Annotated in this window: 16 protein-coding genes; 7 read left to right on the top strand and 9 right to left on the bottom strand. The window is 30.8% G+C overall.

All coding sequences use genetic code 11. The annotated features are described in order from the left end of the window. Positions 1–82: 82 nt before the first annotated feature. The 3 genes from ABNT65_RS19225 to ABNT65_RS19215 form a co-directional block, all read right to left on the bottom strand. The gene (locus ABNT65_RS19225; protein WP_348740191.1) at positions 83–1468 is read right to left on the bottom strand and encodes a RagB/SusD family nutrient uptake outer membrane protein; all 1386 of its coding nucleotides are present in this window, start codon (positions 1466–1468) and stop codon (positions 83–85) included. Positions 1469–1514: 46 nt separating this feature from the next. Then, complete coding sequence (locus tag ABNT65_RS19220) at positions 1515–5003, bottom strand: TonB-dependent receptor (protein ID WP_348746598.1); 3489 nt, start codon at positions 5001–5003, stop codon at positions 1515–1517. A gap of 105 nt (positions 5004–5108) precedes the next feature. After that, positions 5109–6245: a FecR family protein gene (locus ABNT65_RS19215; protein ID WP_348746597.1), complete on the bottom strand. Its 1137-nt coding sequence runs from the start codon at positions 6243–6245 to the stop codon at positions 5109–5111. Between the two features lie 95 nt (positions 6246–6340). Between ABNT65_RS19215 and ABNT65_RS19210 the strand changes: the two genes are divergently transcribed. After that, positions 6341–6880, top strand: a complete 540-nt coding sequence (locus ABNT65_RS19210; RefSeq protein WP_348707267.1) for an RNA polymerase sigma-70 factor — start codon at positions 6341–6343, stop codon at positions 6878–6880. Positions 6881–6917: 37 nt separating this feature from the next. Here the strand turns inward: ABNT65_RS19210 and ABNT65_RS19205 are convergent, their stop codons facing one another. Then, the gene (locus tag ABNT65_RS19205; RefSeq protein ID WP_348746596.1) at positions 6918–7967 is read right to left on the bottom strand and encodes a branched-chain amino acid aminotransferase; all 1050 of its coding nucleotides are present in this window, start codon (positions 7965–7967) and stop codon (positions 6918–6920) included. A 124-nt stretch (positions 7968–8091) separates the two neighbouring features. Here ABNT65_RS19205 and ABNT65_RS19200 point away from each other — a divergent pair, with 124 nt between their 5' ends. The 3 genes from ABNT65_RS19200 to ABNT65_RS19190 all read left to right on the top strand — a co-directional run bounded on the left by ABNT65_RS19200 (position 8092) and on the right by ABNT65_RS19190 (position 10115). Next, positions 8092–8595 carry a DUF4920 domain-containing protein gene (locus ABNT65_RS19200; protein WP_348746595.1) on the top strand — a complete coding sequence of 168 codons (504 nt, stop codon included), beginning with the start codon at positions 8092–8094 and terminating at the stop codon, positions 8593–8595. 6 nt (positions 8596–8601) lie between these two features. Further along, the gene (gene mnmD / locus ABNT65_RS19195; RefSeq protein WP_348747837.1) at positions 8602–9255 is read left to right on the top strand and encodes a tRNA (5-methylaminomethyl-2-thiouridine)(34)-methyltransferase MnmD; all 654 of its coding nucleotides are present in this window, start codon (positions 8602–8604) and stop codon (positions 9253–9255) included. A 140-nt stretch (positions 9256–9395) separates the two neighbouring features. Continuing rightward, positions 9396–10115: a tRNA1(Val) (adenine(37)-N6)-methyltransferase gene (locus tag ABNT65_RS19190; protein ID WP_348707264.1), complete on the top strand. Its 720-nt coding sequence runs from the start codon at positions 9396–9398 to the stop codon at positions 10113–10115. 6 nt (positions 10116–10121) lie between these two features. Here ABNT65_RS19190 and ABNT65_RS19185 read toward each other — a convergent pair whose 3' ends face one another. Further along, complete coding sequence (locus ABNT65_RS19185; RefSeq protein ID WP_348746594.1) at positions 10122–11492, bottom strand: saccharopine dehydrogenase family protein; 1371 nt, start codon at positions 11490–11492, stop codon at positions 10122–10124. Positions 11493–11575: 83 nt separating this feature from the next. Here ABNT65_RS19185 and ABNT65_RS19180 point away from each other — a divergent pair, with 83 nt between their 5' ends. Both ABNT65_RS19180 and pckA read left to right on the top strand, forming a co-directional pair. After that, positions 11576–11962, top strand: a complete 387-nt coding sequence (locus ABNT65_RS19180; RefSeq protein ID WP_348746593.1) for a DUF423 domain-containing protein — start codon at positions 11576–11578, stop codon at positions 11960–11962. 80 nt (positions 11963–12042) lie between these two features. Then, on the top strand, positions 12043–13656 hold the full coding sequence (gene pckA / locus ABNT65_RS19175) for a phosphoenolpyruvate carboxykinase (ATP) (protein WP_348707261.1): 1614 nt from the start codon (positions 12043–12045) through the stop codon (positions 13654–13656). Between the two features lie 65 nt (positions 13657–13721). Here the strand turns inward: pckA and ABNT65_RS19170 are convergent, their stop codons facing one another. From ABNT65_RS19170 to ABNT65_RS19155, 4 genes are all read right to left on the bottom strand, one after another. Further along, entirely contained in the window at positions 13722–14612 is an 891-nt protein-coding gene (locus tag ABNT65_RS19170; protein WP_348707260.1) for a T9SS type A sorting domain-containing protein, read from the bottom strand. A gap of 239 nt (positions 14613–14851) precedes the next feature. Beyond that, positions 14852–16159, bottom strand: coding sequence for a UDP-N-acetylglucosamine 1-carboxyvinyltransferase (gene murA, locus ABNT65_RS19165; RefSeq protein ID WP_348746592.1), 1308 nt, complete (start codon positions 16157–16159; stop codon positions 14852–14854). Next, positions 16160–16786: a DUF4290 domain-containing protein gene (locus ABNT65_RS19160; protein WP_348707258.1), complete on the bottom strand. Its 627-nt coding sequence runs from the start codon at positions 16784–16786 to the stop codon at positions 16160–16162. Between the two features lie 96 nt (positions 16787–16882). Beyond that, entirely contained in the window at positions 16883–19213 is a 2331-nt protein-coding gene (locus ABNT65_RS19155) for an ATP-dependent helicase (protein WP_348707257.1), read from the bottom strand. A gap of 196 nt (positions 19214–19409) precedes the next feature. Here ABNT65_RS19155 and ABNT65_RS19150 point away from each other — a divergent pair, with 196 nt between their 5' ends. Then, entirely contained in the window at positions 19410–19922 is a 513-nt protein-coding gene (locus tag ABNT65_RS19150) for a hypothetical protein (RefSeq protein ID WP_348707256.1), read from the top strand. Positions 19923–19924: the final 2 nt, after the last annotated feature.

The following is a 19924-nucleotide window of genomic DNA, read 5'->3' as shown; positions in this document are numbered from 1 at the left end:
TTGTGTCAAAACTACCTCTTTAACACACAAAAAAAACCACCCGATTGGGGTGGTTTTATCATTAAAGCATTACTATTGTTATTTATAAATTTTCATACCCTGGGTTTTGTACCATAGACATATTTAATCGTACCTCATCTACAGGTATTGGCCAAATAAATTGATTTTCAGAAGTTACCTCTGTTTTTATATCAAAAATAATTGCTTGGTTTGCGTTGTTCATTAATCGAATGCTCGCCAACCACTCATATCCTTTTTCCATTGCCATCTCTTTACATATTTCCTCAAATACTGTTTTGTTTAATTCATTATCTGCTATAGTAGCTTGGTTTATTGGTATTTCTCCTGCCCTAACTCGTAATACATTAATAGCCTCTATAGCTTGGTTCTTTTGTTGCAAACGTGCATGTGCTTCAGCTTTTATTAAATACATTTGACTAATACGCATATAATAAGGTAAACAATTTCCATCTTCCTTATATAATTTAGGAACCTTATTTATATCAATTCCGTTATAATACAAAGGTAACCTTGCATCGTTACCCAAAACATCTAGAAATAAAGATGTCATTTCAAATCCATCTTCCCCATTAAAAAGTCTAATTATACTATCTACATTTCTAAAGACAAAATTTAATGAGTTAGCATCTAAAAATCTAGTAAATAATAATTCTGAAGATTCATATCCTTTTTCAAAAATAGCTTCGTAAGTAGCCTCTATACTTCTTTTACCATCATTTAACACCTCATCAGCTATAGTTATTGCTTCTTGTAAATCTTCATTTGTACCACGCATAATTAATAATTCAGCTTTATAAGCTTTAGCTAAAAGTGATGATGGACGATATACTGTTGAGAACTCTGCCCCTTTTTGAATTACATAATTCAGATCTTCTAGCAATAAAGTATATGTTTCTGTAACCGTAGCTCTTTTATGATTTAAAGTAGAAAGTTTTGAAGGTTCACGTCTCATTAACGCTCCAAAAGGTGAATCTAACTTCCAAAACTGTCCATAATGACGAAATAAGTAATACTGTGCAAAAAATCGCATAAATCTTGCTTCTGCAATGATTTCTTCTTTCCTACCTTGTTCAAATTTTGAGTTACTGACTAGCGCTGTTTTTTCTATTACCAAATTAGCAGCATTAATAATATCTGAACATTGATCCCATCCATTACTAGTGGTAAATACGTTTACTATTGCCTCACTATCTGTCTTATCAAAATTTCCAGATAAAAATCCAACCATATGTGCGCCATTAGAAATATAATCTGCTCCAAAAGGTGATGGATTAATACGTTCCAATGGCTGCATTGTTCCAATTAAAGCTGCTTCAGCACTCTTTTGATCTACAATTACATTAGCTTCAACTAAGTTATTGGGTGGTATTTGATTTAGCTCACTTTCACAAGCCATTAGCACTAATAAAATGAGAATATATAAAATGTTATACGTTGTATTTTTCATTGTATATTGATTTGGTTATTAAGTTGACTTTGGTTGATTTACTTAGTTAGAAAAACACACGAACTCCTAACCTAAATGTTCTTTCATTTGGATATGTAGAATTATCTAAAATACTCCCTTGTATAGGGTTCGTACTATAACTCTCTACATTATAACCTGGATAATTTGTAAATGTGTATACATTATTTAAAGAAGCAAAAACTCGAACTTGCTTTAAAATATTTGTTTTTTCTAGCATAGCTTTAGGAAGGTCATAAGACAAACTAATTTCTTGAATCTTGAAAAAAGAGGCATCATACACCCAAAAATCATTTACCTTATTTGTGTAGTAAGATTGCTGATAAACAGGGTATTTAGCATTAGGATTATTAGGTGTCCAACGGTCAAGAACCATAGCATCTGCATTATTCAAGAAATCTCCTAACCCTAAGCCTCCTAACATTTGGTATTCCCCATAACGCCAGTATTTATCTCCTCCTTTTTGAAAAGTACCTCTAATATTTAGTTGTAATCCCTTATACTGAAAATTGGTATAAATCCCTCCAGAAAAATCTGGTTCTGTATCTCCAATAACCCTCCTATCTTCATGTGGATCATTATCACGACCATTCCCAGCACTTACATAACCGTCTCCACTAACATCTACAAATTTTAAATGCCCAGGAATTGTATTCCAAAAAGTTTCTTGGTATTTATTATCAGTATTTAAGGCTTCATATTGATCTATTTCTTCCCAGTTTTGAAAATAACCATCTGTTTTATATCCATAAATCAATCCTAAAGGTTTTCCTTCTTCTAATAAATAATAACTTAAAAAAGTTCCTCCAGAATTACTAGATGCTCTTGGAACTCCTAGTTTGGTTAATACATTTCTATTTTTAAATACATTGACTCCTACTTCCCAGTTAAAATCTTCGTTTTGTACTAATACTCCGCTTAAATTAAGCTCAACTCCTTTATTAGTTAAACTTCCAAAATTTTGCATTACAGAACTTACTCCAGAACTTGGTGGAGCAGGTACCGCTACCAACATATTATCTACATTCTTTTTATAAATATCTATAGAACCACGAATTCTATTATTCTTTAAAAAACCAAAATCTAGTCCAATATTGTATTCTGTGCTTTCCTCCCATTTTAACTGGTCATTTCCTAAACTTGTAGGTTGAACTCCAGGTAAGTCTAAATAATTTGTATCGCTTCTATACTCTGTTAACCAACTATAAACTCCAACATTGTCATTTCCTGTTTTTCCTGCGCTTAAACGTAACTTTAGCAAACTAATCGTATTTTTTAACTTCGAAAAATAAGATTCATCTGAAATGATATACCCTAAAGCTACTGATGGAAAAACACCATATCTATTTGCTGGAGAAAATCTGGACGATCCATCTACCCTAACAGAAGCAGTTAATAAGTATTTATTTTTAAATTTATAATTAACCCTACTATAATACCCTATAGAAGTTGACTCTGTTTTATTACCAGAACCACCTCTATAATCTGAGGCTAACCATGGCTGATTTTGAATAGCATCATCTGCAAAATTAGAATATTCCTCTGCAATACTTTCTGTTGTTCTTCTATTAAAATCTATTCCAAAAATTGCAGTTACATCATGATTATTAAACGTGTTTAAATACGATATGAAATTGGTATAATTACTACTAGTACTTTCAGATTGCGATTCATTTCGTATACCTTGACTAAATCGTAATAAAGAATGATCTGTATAACTTGGATAATATCGTTCGTTTTCGTTTAGCGATAAAAAATAACTATATCTTGAAGTAAACTTTAAATTTCTTAATAATTGAAACTCTCCATATGGAGTTATTGTTACATTTCTTCTACGTGTATCATTTTTAACTTCACTAGCCAATACTAATGGATTGTCTCTTGCTCTTGTAATCCATAAAGTAGGCCCTATTCTTCTTGTATAAGTATCTACAAAATAACTTCCGTCTTCATTGAAAGCTGGTACATCAGGCCTCATATTAATTGCATTCGCCATAGTAGCTCCTCCTCTAGCTATATTAGTAGTACCTCCAGATACATTAAACCCTATTTTTACTTTTGAGCTAAACTTTTGATCATAATTAAAACTAACCGTATTTCGTGTTAAATTATTTCCCACTAACATTCCTTCTTCTTTATTACGACCAAAAGAAAATGCATACTGAATTGCTTCATTTCCTCCTCTAAGAGATAAATAATGATCTTGTGTTACAGCACTTCCTATTAATAAATCATCCCACGGGGTATTTGCATCCCCAAACTCAGTTCTTTCTTTATAAAACTCGTAGTAATTACGTTGGAAACCATTAGAAAATGTATGCACATAATTTTTTACTGCTTCTTCACCATCTCTTACATTAAACCTTGATGCCACGTAATTAATTAAGCCCTCTTCCCACATTTCCTTAAACTGTGTTCCATTTAAAGGTTGTAAATCTCTTTCTAAAGTTTTGATTCCAGTAGTTAAACTATAAGTGATTTGTGGTTTGGTATATTTTGTTCCTTTTTTAGTTGTAATTTCTATAACTCCAGCAATAGCTCTAGAACCATAGATAGCAGTTGAAGAAGCTCCTTTTAAAATATCTAACGACTCTACATCATTTGGATTAATATCATTTAAATTGAACTCACTTGGCATAGGCACTCCATTAATTACTACCAAAGGATCTGCGCCACTATTAATAGTAGCATCACCACGTATTCGTATTCTTACTGGGGTACCTGGCTGTGTTGTTCCTGCTAGTACCTGAACTCCGGGTAATTGCCCTTGAATCATTCCTCCTAAAGTAGTGGCTGCGGAAGTTTTTAAAACTGTTGATGATAAAGACGAAATGCTCCCTGTTACGTCTTTACGTTTTTTCTTTCCGTAACCAACCACTACTACTTCTTCTAAACTAGACAACTCTGGTTTTAACTCTACATTTATTTTATTCCTTTCATTTACCTGTATTTCCTGTTTAGCATATCCCATAAAACTAAAAAGCAATACTGCTTTTTTTGGATTATTAGGTATCATTATTTTATAGTTTCCATCAAAATCTGACACAGCTCCTTTTCCTTTATGGCCTTGAATACTAATATTTGCTCCAGGTAAAGGCTCTTTATTTTCATCTGTTATCATACCTGATACATAAAACTGCTGTTGTATTTTTTTACTCTTCTTTATTAACACAGTATTATTAGCAGTAACCTTAAAAGTATAATTGTTTAGGTTCAAGCTTTTTTCAAGTAATTCATTTGCCGTTACAGTTCCTTTCTTTAAAGTAACTTTAGATAAACTTTTAAACATATCTTCCTGATAAATAAATCGGTAATCCGTTTGATTTTTGATAAGCTCAAATACCTGATCTATTGTTATTTTTTTATCTGACTCAATAACAATAGTTGCATTTTGTGATAATACCCCTTTAGTAGTAAAACTAAATAATGTAGTACAAAACAATAGTATATATATTCTCATACAAACAAGTAAAGTCTTTCTTCCTTTAGGAAGATAGTAGGTTAGTTTATTTTCCATAAATTTGTGTTTGATAGTTAGTTGAACATTGATTTAATTAATTATTGTTTAGGTAGGGGAAGAAGATTGATACGACCAAATATTAACACTTCCTTCCCTTACTATTTATTCTATAGTTATTTGATTTTCACTTTTTGTATAGTTTTTTATAAAACCTAATTCTTTTATCGTTTCTAAAATTTCTTCTATATTTTGATCTTTACTTAATGACCCTATGAATCGGATATTTCTGAGTTCTTCCCTCTTAAACTGTATATCTACATTATACCATCTTCCAAGAACCTTCATAATTTTACTTAACGGCATTTTTTTAAAATTAAAAACACCTTCTTTCCATACTATATAATCTTCTGATTTTACAGCATTTACTTGAACTGAAGTACTTGTAATTGTAATTTGTTCATTAGGTTTAAGTTGTAAACTTTTATTTGCAGTTATTATATTTACTTTTCCTTCAACCAAGGTAGTTTGTTCTTCTTCTTCATCTGAATACGCTTTTATATTAAATTTTGTTCCTAAGACTTTTACAATGTGCCTTGGACTTTTTACTAAAAATTGTGTTTTTTCTGTAGTTGATGTTACCTCAAAGTAGGCCTCTCCATATAATAACTCTACCTTTCTTGGTACTAAACTTTTAAAAGCTTTTGGATATTTTAATTTAGAATCTGAGTTCAACCATACTTTTGTGCCATCTGATAAGGTTAAATGATACAAACCTCCTCTTGGGATTGTTAAATAATTATATTCAATTTTATCATTATTAGTAACAAGAGCTTCATACTTTAACTCTTCTCCATTACTAGTCATATTATCTTTAGCATAACTTTTACCTTTTTCTAAAACTATCTGCTTACCATTACCTAAAGTTAGTACTGCCTTAGTTTTACCTATAATCTTTTTACCTTTTTCAATAGCTATAAAATCTTTTTTCGTAACATACTCACTGTAGAAATAATTACCTAATGAAGATACTATTAAAATGACTAAAGCATATTTTAAATAATTAACTACATATTTTTTTGCTTTATTTTTACTTAGCTCTTTCTCAATTTCAAAAAAACTTTCTTTTACATCAAATATTTCTTTACTGTTAATCAGATGATTTACAGCCACAAAATCTTTGAAGTAAGCTAAATTGGCAGCATCTTTTTCTATCCACTTTTTTAACTCAGTAGATTCTTCTTTATTTATTGTATTTTCAAGGAGTTTTACAATTAAACTATCAATTTTAATAGTATTCATTCGTCTACTTTTTTATGTAAGACGTCGAAATTTTAAAATACCCCCAAAAAAAATATTTATTTTTCGTTACTATCCTGTTAATTTTTTAAAGAATTATGAAAAACTCTCTTAACATTACCTTAAACTTACTAAAAGAAAATGATGCATATGCTTTTGAACAACTCTATTCTAATTATTATGAAAGGCTATGTATTTACTTATTAAATTTCACTTCTGACAAAGCTATTATTGAAGATATTGTTCAAGACACCTTTGTTACATTATGGACAAGGCGTCACTTTATCACCATAAATACCTCTTTAAAAAGCTACTTATATAAAACAGCTTATCATAAATACATTGATACATTTAGGCATAAAAAAAGGATAGATCAAGCATTATTAAACTATTACAATGACGCCATTATTGAGGTTCTAGAAATAGATGAATCACGGCAAAAAGAACAAATAAAACAACTAGATAGATGTATTAATAAACTTCCTTTAAAATGTAAAACGGTTTTTATTAATAATAAAATAGCGGGAAAAAAATATAAAGAAGTAGCAAACGAACTAGGAATTGCAACCAAAACAGTAGAACGTCATATTTCTAGAGCCTTTGCTTTTTTAAAGGATTGTATAAAAATCACTTCATAAAAAAAGCATTAAGTTTCCTTAATGCCTTTTTAAAATTTTAAAGTTTTACTCTCCATCCATATGGATCATCTACTTTGTTTGTTTGTATATCTGTAATTTTCTTTTTTAAAGAGTTAGCATATGAATTTTCAAGTTCTGGCAAATCATAATCAGTTTCTTTATAACCAAAACCAGATATTGGAGAAATAACTGCAGCTGTCCCTGCTCCAAACATTTCTTTTAAAGAACCATTTTTAGCAGCCTCAACAACTTCTTTTACTGTTAACTTACGAACCTCGACTGGTATATTATTATCTTCTGCTATTTGTAAAATACTTTTACGAGTAATACCATCAAGAATTCTATCACTTGTAGGGCTTGTAATTAAAGTATCATTAATTCTTACAAAAATATTCATTGCTCCAGCTTCTTCAATATACTCATGTGTATTATCATCAGTCCAAATAACCTGATTATATCCTTGGTCTGTTGCTAATTGTGTTGGATAAAACTGTGCTGCATAATTTCCTCCAGCTTTTGCAAAACCAACTCCTCCATTTGCAGCACGTGCATATTTTTCTTCTATAAGCACTTTAACTTTCCCCGAAAAATACGCCCCAGATGGTGCCGTACAAATAATTAACTTATATGCATCTGCAGGTGAAGCGTGAAATCCGTTTCCTGATGCAAACATAAAAGGACGAATATATAAAGAACTTCCTTCATTAGTTGGAATCCAAGCATTATCTATTTCTAATAACTTTTTCAAACCATTCATAAAAACCTCTTCAGGAATTTCAGGAATGACTAATCGTTTAGCCGATAAGTTTAATCGTTTACAGTTATCTAAAGGACGAAATAAAAATGTGTTTCCTTCAACATCTTTATAAGCCTTCATCCCTTCAAAAATAGATTGCCCATAGTGGAAAATTTTAGCTGCAGGATCCAAAGTAATAGGCCCGTATGGTTGTATTGTTGGGTTTTGCCACTTTCCATCTACGTAATCACATACAAACATATGATCTGAAAAGACACTTCCAAACTTTAAGTCGCTAAAATCTACTTGACTTATTTTAGATTCTTTAATTGGTTGTATGTTAATTTCCATATAAAAATTCTTTTAATAAATAATACAACGAAGATACAAAAACTACTACTAGAAACAGCATTTACTTGTAAGACTTAAACAAATATAGCTATCTTTGTTAACTGATTTTTTTAAGCAACTGATTATGAAAAAACTACTAACTTTTTTCTTTATTTCTATTACTATTTTATCTTCTTGTAAATCAGAAAAAAAAGATAAGAAATCCTCTAAAGAGCCTATCAAGAATGAATATGCTTCTTTTGGCAATAAAATTTCAAGTAATAATACCTTAACTACAATGCTTGCCTATGATAAAATGAAAACGTTAGCGGTTGGCGATACTATTAACTTAAAGTTTACTTCTACAATTAAAGAAGTATGTACCAAAAAAGGTTGTTGGATGAAACTTCCTTTAAATGATCAAACTGAAACAATGGTTCGTTTTAAAGACTATAGTTTTTTTATGCCTTTAGATAGTAAAGGAAAAGAAGTTATTGTTTCTGGCAAAGCTTTTATTAAAGAAACTTCGGTTGATGAACTAAAGCATTATGCTGAAGATGCTGGTAAAAGTAAAGAAGAAATTGAAAAAATTACTAACCCCAAAAAGGAGTTTGCATTTTTAGCGGATGGTGTATTAATGAAAAAGTAATTTGTTATTAAGAGAGAAATTATTATAACGTCTGATGGCTCAACTACCATTCATTTACCTGAATGGAATGAACAATACCATTCTAAACATGGGGCAATTCAAGAAGCTTACCATGTTTTTATCAAACATGGTTTAAACTATATGAACAAAGATTCTATTTCTATACTAGAAATAGGTTTTGGTACTGGCTTAAACTGTTTTATTACTTTCTTAGAAACGAAGAAGAAAATTAATTACACAGGCATAGAAGCCTACCCAGTTCCTCCTGAAGAAATTAACAAACTGAATTATATTAACAATTTAAAAGTAGAAAATCAAGCTGCTATTTTTTCTAAAATCCATGAAGTTGCTTGGGAAAGAAAAACTAAAATAACTGATGATTTTTCATTAGTTAAACAACAAAAGTTTTTTAAGGATATTGATAATAACAATGAATTTGACTTAATTTACTTTGATGCTTTTGGAGCTAGAGTTCAACCTGAGTTATGGACTGAAAAGATTTTTGGTAAAATGTATAATGCATTAAAAAATGAAGGTGTACTAGTCACTTATTCAGCTAAAGGAAGTGTCAGGCGAGCAATGCAATCTGTTGGCTTTACTGTTGAACGGTTACCTGGCCCTCCTGGAAAAAGAGAAATGTTAAGAGCTATAAAAAAATAATATAGATAATGAAATTTGAGAGAAAATTTGGACGTAGAAAAAAGTCAAACCCTAAACGAGGTTTGTACCTAGTTCTATTACTACTAATAGTTATTCTACTTTGGTTTAATGCTGAAAAAATTATTGGACGTATTTTATAAATGAAACCTTTTCAATTTAAAGAGTTTGTAGTACATCAAGACAAATGTGCTATGAAAATTGGTACTGATGCTGTTTTATTAGGAGCTTGGTGTTCTTTAGAAAACTATCCTGATACTATTTTAGATATTGGTTCTGGAACTGGTATTATTTCATTAATGTTAGCACAAAGAAGTAATGCTTCTACCATAGATAGTGTAGAAATTGATGAAGAGGCATATGAGCAGTCTGTTCAAAATTTTGAATTATCTAATTGGGGAGATCGTCTTTTTTGTTATCATGCTACTTTTGAAGAATTTGTAGAAGAAATAAAAGAAGAAGAAGAAACTTATAACCTAATAATTTCCAACCCTCCTTTTTATACAGACACATATGAATCTGATAATGAAGCTAGAAATAAAGCTCGTTTTACATCTTCATTAACCTTTCACGAATTAATTAATGGAGTTTCTTCTATTTTAAGCTCAGAAGGAACTTTCAATGTCATTATTCCTTATAAAGAAGAGATTCAGTTTATTGATATAGCTAAAGAAAAAGGACTTTATGTTAATAGAATATGTCATGTAAAAGGAAATATTACTTCTGAAATAAAACGCAGTATGTTAACCTTTTCTTTTTCAAAAAAAGAAATTATAAAGGAAGAATTAATTATTGAAAAAGAAAGGCACCAGTACACTGATGCCTATATAAATCTTACGAAAGATTTTTATTTAAAAATGTAAAGTTAACTAACCTTTTACACTATCTGGGTTATATCCTAAATACGGAACTTCTTTTTCTATAAAGGTGATTCCATATTCTTCTAATTCTTTTAATATTGGTTCATAAACCTCTTTGTTAATTGGTAATTGAACACCTGGAGTTGTTATTTCTTTATTTAAAATTCTTAAAGTAGCCATTGCTACAGGTAAACCTACAGTTTTAGCCATTGCTGTATAAGTTTGGTCATCTCCCTTAATTACCATACTACTTTCAACCTGATGCTTTTCTCCATTCTTTTCATATCCAAAAATATGGTGCATCACAATCATATCTTTATCTTCTTCTTCTAAAGTCCAAGAATCCATTAATATTTTCTGCAATATTTGAGCAGGCGTAGCATTTTTTAAACCTACTTTTTTATTCGCATTAAAAAGGTCTAACTCTAAAAATTTATCCCACATTAGATCATCTTGATCAATCTTTAAATATGATCTAAATTTCAACTCTACAGAGTCACTTGGTGAATATGCTAAAAACAAATTCGTAAAGTCTCTATAACTCATATTTTCAGAATCTTCGATAGTATAGGTATCATCTGTCATACCCAACTGTACAAAAACATTCCATGCTCTAGAAAAACCAACTTTACGAACTGTTCCTCTATACATTGTTTTTATGTTCTCTAAACCATAAATACTCCTATACTTTAAAGAATCTCTATTAGCATAAGCCTCAAACTTTCCACTTCCATTAATAGTCAAAAATTCAGTTCTTCTAAATAACTTGTGATAAGGTATATATTTATAGGTTCCTTCCTGAATAAACATGGAAGCACCACCTTGTCCAGCTAAAACTACATTTCTAGGGTTCCAAGTAAATTTATAATTCCAAAGATTTGTATCACTTTCTGGAGCTACTAATCCACCACAAAATGATTCAAAAAGTAACATTTCACCATTTTCTTCTTTAATTCTATCAATTACTTGCATAGCACTCATATGATCTATTCCCGGATCTAAGCCAATCTCATTCATAAAGATTAGGTTTTTAGCTTTTGCTTCCTTATCTAAGGCTTTCATATCTTCTGAAATATAAGAAGCCGTGACCATATGTTTATTATAAGTTAGGCAATCTTTTGCTACTTCCATATGAAATCTTGCTGGTAACATCGAAATAACAATGTCAGCTGCTTTTATAGCCTCTACTCTTTCTTCAGGTTTGAAAACATCTAATTTAATTGCAGAAGCATTCTTATGTTCATTAACTTTAGATTTAGCGTTTTCTATAGATACATCTCCAATTGTTATATGTAGATTTTCTGTTGAAGATTTATCAAGTAAGTATTTTATAAGTGAAGAACTTGATCTACCAGCACCTATAATTAATATATTTCTCATATTTAAAAGTGTACTTTTGTTGAAACTCAATTTGGTTCTGCAATATCGTTAAAAAAGTTTAATTTTAAACAATTTAATAAATTATGTATAAAAATTTAACAATAACTGGGTTTCTAGGAATGCTCACTATTATTTTAGGAGCCTTTGGAGCGCATGCTTTAAAAGAAAAGTTATCTCCTGAAGCGATGAATAGTTTTGAAACTGCTGTAAAATATCAAATGTATCATGTTATTTTTCTTCTAATTATTAACTTAAGTAAAGAACTACCTACCTCACTAAAAAATAAAGTTAGCCTTGTTATTTTTTTAGGTATTCTTCTATTTTCAGGATCTATTTATGCTATACACCTTGTTAATATTCCAGCTAAAAACATATGGTTTATAACTCCTATCGGCGGAATTTTTCTTATATTAGGGTGGCTTTTAACTTCAATTTACTTTGTTAAAAAAGTTGTTAACAGCAATGGTTAATAAAATTTTCTGATGTGTAAGTTGTTTACACAAAAAGAACTATTTTTGTCAAAAATAAAACACAACTAAAATATTTTAAGATGACAAATCTTGATGCGAAAACGATTTCGATAGATTATTTAGGTATTAAAGATTCTACGGTTCGTTATCAATTGACTTCAGACGAGTTACATGATATTACTATTGAAAAAGGACAAGGTGAGGAAACTAGTTTTGGAGCTATCGCTGTTAAAACTGGTGAATTTACTGGACGCTCACCAATGGATCGATTTATTGTTAAAGATGACATCACCAAAGATGAAATCTGGTGGGGAGATATAAATATCCCTTTCGATTCTGAGAAATTTGATAAATTATACGATAAGGTTATTGCTTATCTTTCCAATAAAGAGCTTTTTGTAAGAGATAGTTACGCTTGTGCTGACGAAAATTACAAATTAAATATTCGTGTTGTTAACGAGTACCCTTGGAGTAACATGTTTGCTTATAATATGTTTTTACGTCCAACTACTGAAGAATTAAAAGGTTTTTCTCCTGAATGGACAGTGGTTAATGCTCCTGGGTTTATGGCAAACCCTGAGGAAGATGGAACACGTCAACATAACTTTGCTATTTTAAATTTTAGTAAAAAGATTGCGCTTATTGGTGGTACTGGTTATACAGGTGAAATTAAAAAAGGAATTTTTTCTGCTTTAAATTTTATTCTTCCTGTATTTAAAAACACATTACCAATGCACTGTTCGGCTAACGTAGGAAGTGAAGGAGATACAGCTATTTTCTTTGGTTTATCTGGAACAGGTAAAACTACCTTGTCTACAGATCCTAATCGTAGCTTAATTGGAGATGACGAGCATGGCTGGACTTCGGAGAATACTGTTTTTAACTTTGAGGGTGGTTGCTACGCTAAAGTTATAGATTTATCTCAAGAAAAAGAACCAGAAATTTACGGTGCTATAAAACGAGGAGCTATACTAGAAAATATTGTAATGGACGAAAAAGGTAATGTAGATTTTGCCAATACTTCTATTACACAGAACACTCGTGTTAGTTACCCAATTCACCATATTGAAAATATTAGAGTACCTTCTATTGGTAGTAATCCTAAAAATATATTCTTTTTAACTGCGGATGCTTTTGGGGTATTGCCTCCTATTTCAAAATTAACACCTGGTCAAGCTGCTTATCACTTTATTTCTGGATATACAGCTAAAGTTGCAGGAACTGAAGCTGGAGTTACTGAACCATTACCTAGTTTCTCAGCTTGTTTTGGCGCTCCTTTTATGCCTTTACACCCTACTCGTTATGCTGAAATGTTAAGTGAAAAGATGAAAGAAACAGGCGTAAACGTATGGTTAGTTAACACAGGATGGTTTGCTGGGCCTTATGGAGTTGGAAACAGAATGAAATTAAAGTATACTCGTGCTATGATTAATGCAGCTCTTACTGGAGGTTTGCCTTCTGAAATTACTTATGAAGATTATCATATACATTCTGTATTTGGTTTAGCACAACCTAGGAAATGCCCTGGAATACCTTCTGAGTTATTAAGTCAGAGACAAGCATGGAATAATGATGAAGGATATTATGAAACTGCTCATAAATTAGCTGATTCATTTAGAAATAACTTTAAAAAGTTTGAGGAGTTTGCTAATGACGAAATATTAGCTGGAGGCCCTCCAATTATAAAGAAATAAACTATAATATATATACATAAAAAAACCGAGAGATGTCTCGGTTTTTTTATGCTTTATTTCCTTGATTAATTCACTAAAAATGAAACAGTTTCTTTTCCGCTTTTTGCATAATAAGTTCCTTTAACTAAAGACACTTCATCTATATTAAAGTAAGTGTAATTATTTTCTTTTGTTCCATCTAAAATAGATTTTACTTTTTGCCCAAGAACATTATAAATATCAACTCTTTTTGAGTTTTCTCCAAACCTAAAAGTCATTCCTTTATTACTACTTACTGGAGACGGAAACGCATATGGTTTCTTTTCAAAAGTATTGACTTCTTCTATTGATAATGAAGCATCATTATATTTATACATGTCATAAATCCAACCATGAGTAGGTGTTTTGGACCACAAAGTTACATAAATAGTTGAACTTCCATCCGTAGGTATTGTTGAAGACGTGATACTATGAGAAGTTGTTGTTATTACACCAGACACATAATAAGAACTACTATTATATGTTCCTCCAACTTTCAAATCATATTCAGAGGCTGTTCCTCCTCCCCAAGTAAAAGTTGGGGTAGAAGTTGTAATTTCTGAACCAACCGTTGGACTAGTTATTTTAGCTTTTTCCTCACCTCCAAGATTTGCACAGGTATAAAAAAAATCTCCTCCATTTGACCAAGAACCATCCTTTTTATACCAAAGCCTAACATATAATGTAACACCATTAGTTGGTAGGTTATTAAAAGTGTGCGAAAGTTGATCAGTTTGACCTGAAGCAAATCTTCTATCACTTAAATAACTTCCTGCTACAAGTTCATATAATGTAGCACCAGACACCTCATCCCATGTAAAAGTCGCTGAATTACTAGTTAAAGTTGAAAAAGAAGCCGGTGACATTTGTGCTATTAAATTGGTTGAAAAAAATAATAAACCAATGCTATACAATGTAAACAGTATTTTTTTATTCATAATAAAAATTTTGAGTTAATCACATCAAAATTTAAACATTAAACACTGAATACCAAAACATTAAAATAACAAAGTAACAAAAATGTTAAAAAAACACAACTATAAGGTAATATAATACATAGCTATCGTGAAAAAAGCAAAAAAACTAATACTCTGATAATAAAATACCTCTAAAACTACCCCTTAAGCATTTTAACTGACATTTTTAAGCTATTCATAAGTAAATAAAAACCTTTAATTTATATTCTTTCTATTCTCGCTCCAATTGCTCTTAAACGCTCCTCAATATTTTCATATCCACGGTCAATTTGCTCAATATTATGAATAATACTTGTTCCTTTTGCCGATAAAGCAGCTATTAATAAAGATATACCTGCCCTAATGTCAGGAGAAGTCATCGTTGTAGCTTTTAACTGACTTTGAAAATCATGTCCTATAACAGTAGCTCTATGAGGATCACAAAGTATAACCTTAGCCCCCATATCTATTAATTTATCTACAAAGAACAACCTACTCTCAAACATTTTTTGATGGATTAAAACCGTTCCTTTAGCTTGAGTAGCTACTACCAATACAATACTTAATAAATCCGGAGTAAAACCAGGCCAAGGTGCATCAGCAACTGTTAAAACAGACCCATCAATATAACTCTGAATTTCATAACTATCTTGTGACGGAATAAATATATTATCTTCTCTTTTCTCTAACTTAATACCTAACTTTCTAAATACATTAGGTATTTGTCCAAGATCTTTCCAACTTACATTTTGAATAGTTAACTCAGAACGTGTCATAGCTGCCATACCAATCCAACTACCAATTTCAATCATATCAGGTAAAACTCTATGCTCACATCCTTTTAACTCTTTTACTCCTTCAATTGTTAGCAAATTGGATCCAACTCCTGTTATTTTTGCTCCCATACTATTCAACATTTTTGATAATTGCTGAATGTATGGTTCACAAGCCGCATTATAAATGGTTGTTGTTCCTTTTGCTAATACAGCAGCCATTATAATGTTTGCCGTTCCTGTAACTGACGCCTCATCTAACAACATATCAGTTCCTTTTAAACCTGAATCGGTTTCAACACCGTAGAAATACTCTTCACGATTATAACGGAATTTTGCCCCAAGACTTATAAAACCCTCAAAATGTGTATCTAAACGTCTCCTTCCTATTTTATCTCCTCCTGGTCTTGGTATATACCCTTTTCCAAAACGAGCTAGTAAAGGACCAACTATCATAATAGAGCCTCTTAAAGAACTACCATCTCTTTTGAATTCTGCACTTTCTAAATAGTTTAAATTGATTTCATCCGCTTGAAAACTATAAGAATTAGCGTCTAATTTTTCTGTTTTTACACCTAATTCACCTAAAATAAATATCAATTTATTTACATCAATAATATCAGGAATATTATTAATTATTACTTTTTCTGGGGTTAATAATACCGCACAAATAACTTGTAACGCCTCATTTTTTGCCCCTTGAGGAGTAATAGTACCATTTAACTTATGTCCTCCTTCTATTTTGAATGATGCCATTTATTTTTTTCTGTGTTTTTTATTGGTAGTTTTTCCTTTTTGACCTTGAGTATTTCTTTTTCTCAATAAATTTTTACTTTCAGTTAACTCTTCTTCTGTGTTTCTAAGATTAAGTTTTCCTTCAGACAATTCAAATAAATGATCAAAAATCACAGCATCTTCTACAGTATCTTTATTCCAATTTAAATAACATTTTTTCATATGATTAGCTATTGTAAAAACCAACGCTTCTTTCATATCACCATCATCCCATGTTAAGGCAACATCAATCATTGTTTGTATGTTAGTTCCATAAAAACGATATTTAGAAGCAGATTTCGGATACTCTAACTTTGTTGGTTTTTCCGTTAACTCTTCTTTTGATGGTGTTTCATAAGGAGAATCTACATCTAACTTAAAATCAGCCATTATATGTAATTGATCCCATAACTTATGCTTAAAATCAGGGACATCCCTTAAATGAGGCTGTAAATTCCCCATTACATCTATAATTGCTTTTGCCATTTTATTTCTTTCCTCTTTCTCCTCCAACGCCAAACAATGGTTTACTAATTTTTGTATATGTCTTCCATATTCTGGAATAATTAATGTCTCTCTCTCTGAATTGTATTCTAAATCAAACGTCATATATCTAGTTTTAGATGTATGCAAAATAGGTAATTAATGTGGATTAAACAGCTTACTTATTTACAAACATTTTTTGTTTTATAATTTTAGTTAAAGTTACCCGATAACTTTGAGTTTCGCAAATTGCAACAATAACTTCTTTTTACCTATTGTTCCAAATTCTATTTCTGCTTTTTTATTTGGCCCTTTCCCTTCTAAAGACAACACTTTACCTTTACCAAAACGATTATGTTCTACTACATTACCTACCACTATTTCTCCATCAAAAAGATTTGTATTATTAGTAGATGCTTCTGACACTTTTTTTAACCTTCCTTTAGTTGGTAACGTAGTTCCTTTATCCTTTTTAGATAGAAATTCTTTTCTTTTCTTTTGTATAGGTTTTTGAAAACGAAACTTAGATGGTGAATCATCTTCAAACATACTAGCATCAACAAACCTATTAACAGATGATTCAGGAACTTTTGGTGCTAAATATTCAAGGAATTGATCATCTATTTCTTCAAGAAAGCGACTTGGTTCTCCATCAGTTAACTTCCCCCACCTATATCTTGTCTGTGCATAGGTTAAATAGGCAACTTTTTCAGCCCTTGTTAAGGCCACATAAAACAGTCTACGTTCCTCTTCTAATTCATTTCGTGTATTCATACTCATAGCTGAAGGAAATAAATTTTCTTCCAAGCCAACAATATAAACGTATGGATATTCCAATCCTTTTGATAAATGAATCGTCATTAAAGATACTCTTGGTGTATCATCTTTTTCACTATCAAAATCGGTAGCCAAAGCTACATCTTCTAAAAATGCTGTTAAGGATGCATCTTCTCCTGTTTCTATTTTATCTGTAATAAAATCTTTAATACCGTTCAATAATTCTTGAACATTCTCTACTTTATTTATCCCTTCAGGCGTTCCATCTTTTTGTAAATCTCTTACCAATTGTGTTTGTTTCACTACTAAATCGGCTACTTCAAAAGCATTCTTGGTTTGCGCTTCTACTTGAAATCTTTGAATCATCACCTTAAAGTTTTCTAACTTGTTTTTAGTAGATGAATTCAATTTAATATCAACCTTATCCAGATGCTTAATAATATCAAAAATTGATTTATTATAATGATTAGCAGCAATCGTCAATTTATCAACTGTAGTTGCTCCAATTCCTCTTGCTGGATAGTTTATAATCCTTTTTAAAGCTTCTTCATCATTTGGATTGATTAACATTCTTAAATAAGAAAGTAAATCTTTTATCTCTTTACGTTGATAAAAAGAAATCCCCCCATAAATTTTATACTTTATATCTTTTTTACGCAATGCATCTTCTATAGCCCTAGATTGTGCATTAGTCCTATATAAAATGGCAAAATCATTATTCGTTAACTGATGATTCATTTGGTTTTCCCAAATAGATTGTGCTACAAACCTTCCTTCTTCTCCATCAGAAATAGAACGCATTACCTTAATCTTCTCTCCAGAATCATTAGCTGTCCATACCTCTTTATCTAATTTAACTTTATTCTTATCAATAACACTATTAGCAGCCTCTACGATATTAGAAGTTGATCTATAATTTTGCTCAAGCTTAAATGTTTTCGCATCTGAATAATCTCGTTGAAAATTTAAAATATTATTAATATTAGCTCCACGGAAACTATAAATACTTTGAGAATCATCACCAACCACACAAATATTTTGAAATCTATCAGCTAATGCTCTCACTATTAAATACTGTGAATGGTTGGTATCTTGATACTCATCTACCATTATGTACCTAAATCGATCTTGATATTTTGCTAATACATCTGGAAAACGAGCTAACAACTCATTTGTTCTCAACAATAAATCATCAAAATCCATTGCGCCAGATTTGAAACATCTATCCACATATTCTTTATAAATATCCCCTACTTTTGGACGACTGGCTTGTAGGTCTGCTTCTTGTAAATCTGAATTATTAAAGTAAGCTCTAACAGTAATTAAACTATTTTTAAAAGAGGATATTCTACTTAAAATTTGTTTCGGTTTGTACCTATCTTTATCTAAACGCATTTCTTTTATAATAGCTGTAATTAAACGGACAGCATCTTGCGTATCATAAATTGTAAAGTTAGATGGATACCCCAACTTATCTGCTTCTGACCTTAAAATCCTAGCAAAAACAGAATGAAATGTTCCCATCCATAAGTTTTTTGCTTCACCATAACCTACAACACTTCCAATACGTTCTTTCATTTCACGTGCCGCTTTATTGGTAAATGTTAATGATAAAATATTAAATGAATCGACCCCTTGCTGCATTAAATGAGCAATTCTATAGGTCAACACTCTTGTTTTCCCTGATCCTGCTCCTGCTATAATAATCATCGGTCCATCTTTTTGTAAAACAGCCGCTCTTTGTGGTTCGTTAAGTTGCTCTAAATAAGTATCCAAAGAAAAATAAATTGAAAGAATTTAAAAACGGAAAATTAACCATTCTTTTAGGTTTTATAAAATATCATTGCACTTTTTTATTCACATCCTTGTTCCTCATTACTTTTTGCTGCACTAAACTTATGTTTTATCCGTTTTTTTACTTGTGAAATGTTCTACAAGACTTGTATATTAGCAATTATAATTATGTATAATCATGGAAGATAAAATCATTGAAGGTTTTGCTTATGCTTTACCAGCCTTGGTTACTGGTGGTGTAGCCTATTTAATACTTAGTAAGTTTATTTCTTTAGACAGTAATGAAAAAAAATTCAACGCTTTAGTTCAAAAAAAGAAAGATAGTTTGCCTATTAAACTCCAAGCATACGAACGCTTACTTTTATTTTGTGAACGTATAAATCCTACAAAACTATTAATACGAGTAAATCCTATTGGTAATGAAACTTCTAATTACCTACAGCTTTTAATAGCCAATATAGAACAAGAGTTTGAACACAACTTAGTACAACAATTATACATATCAGAAGATTCTTGGAAAGTTGTTTTAGCTACCAAGCTAGCTATAATTGCCAAGCTTAGGAAAGTTGCTGAAACATCAGAAACCGCAAAAGAATTACGTGAAAACACTTTAATAGATTACAGTAAGGAAGAAAACCCTATTGAAACTGCTATAGCGATCTTAAAACAGGATGTAAAAAAACTGATCTAACA

It is taken from the genome of Tenacibaculum sp. 190524A02b (genome assembly GCF_964036645.1).
Taxonomy (GTDB): Bacteria; Bacteroidota; Bacteroidia; order Flavobacteriales; family Flavobacteriaceae; genus Polaribacter; species Polaribacter vairaonense.
Note: the sequence above shows the minus strand (reverse complement) of the source record. Positions and strands in the feature narration are given on the sequence as shown.

Coding starts and splice junctions, on each gene's coding strand:
- ABNT65_RS19225 (WP_348740191.1), bottom strand. CDS start 1,468: ATGAAAAATACAACGTATAACATTTTATATATTCTCATTTTATTAGTG.
- ABNT65_RS19220 (WP_348746598.1), bottom strand. CDS start 5,003: ATGGAAAATAAACTAACCTACTATCTTCCTAAAGGAAGAAAGACTTTA.
- ABNT65_RS19215 (WP_348746597.1), bottom strand. CDS start 6,245: ATGAATACTATTAAAATTGATAGTTTAATTGTAAAACTCCTTGAAAAT.
- ABNT65_RS19210 (WP_348707267.1), top strand. CDS start 6,341: ATGAAAAACTCTCTTAACATTACCTTAAACTTACTAAAAGAAAATGAT.
- ABNT65_RS19205 (WP_348746596.1), bottom strand. CDS start 7,967: ATGGAAATTAACATACAACCAATTAAAGAATCTAAAATAAGTCAAGTA.
- ABNT65_RS19200 (WP_348746595.1), top strand. CDS start 8,092: ATGAAAAAACTACTAACTTTTTTCTTTATTTCTATTACTATTTTATCT.
- ABNT65_RS19190 (WP_348707264.1), top strand. CDS start 9,396: ATGAAACCTTTTCAATTTAAAGAGTTTGTAGTACATCAAGACAAATGT.
- ABNT65_RS19185 (WP_348746594.1), bottom strand. CDS start 11,492: ATGAGAAATATATTAATTATAGGTGCTGGTAGATCAAGTTCTTCACTT.
- ABNT65_RS19180 (WP_348746593.1), top strand. CDS start 11,576: ATGTATAAAAATTTAACAATAACTGGGTTTCTAGGAATGCTCACTATT.
- pckA (WP_348707261.1), top strand. CDS start 12,043: ATGACAAATCTTGATGCGAAAACGATTTCGATAGATTATTTAGGTATT.
- ABNT65_RS19170 (WP_348707260.1), bottom strand. CDS start 14,612: ATGAATAAAAAAATACTGTTTACATTGTATAGCATTGGTTTATTATTT.
- murA (WP_348746592.1), bottom strand. CDS start 16,159: ATGGCATCATTCAAAATAGAAGGAGGACATAAGTTAAATGGTACTATT.
- ABNT65_RS19160 (WP_348707258.1), bottom strand. CDS start 16,786: ATGACGTTTGATTTAGAATACAATTCAGAGAGAGAGACATTAATTATT.
- ABNT65_RS19150 (WP_348707256.1), top strand. CDS start 19,410: ATGGAAGATAAAATCATTGAAGGTTTTGCTTATGCTTTACCAGCCTTG.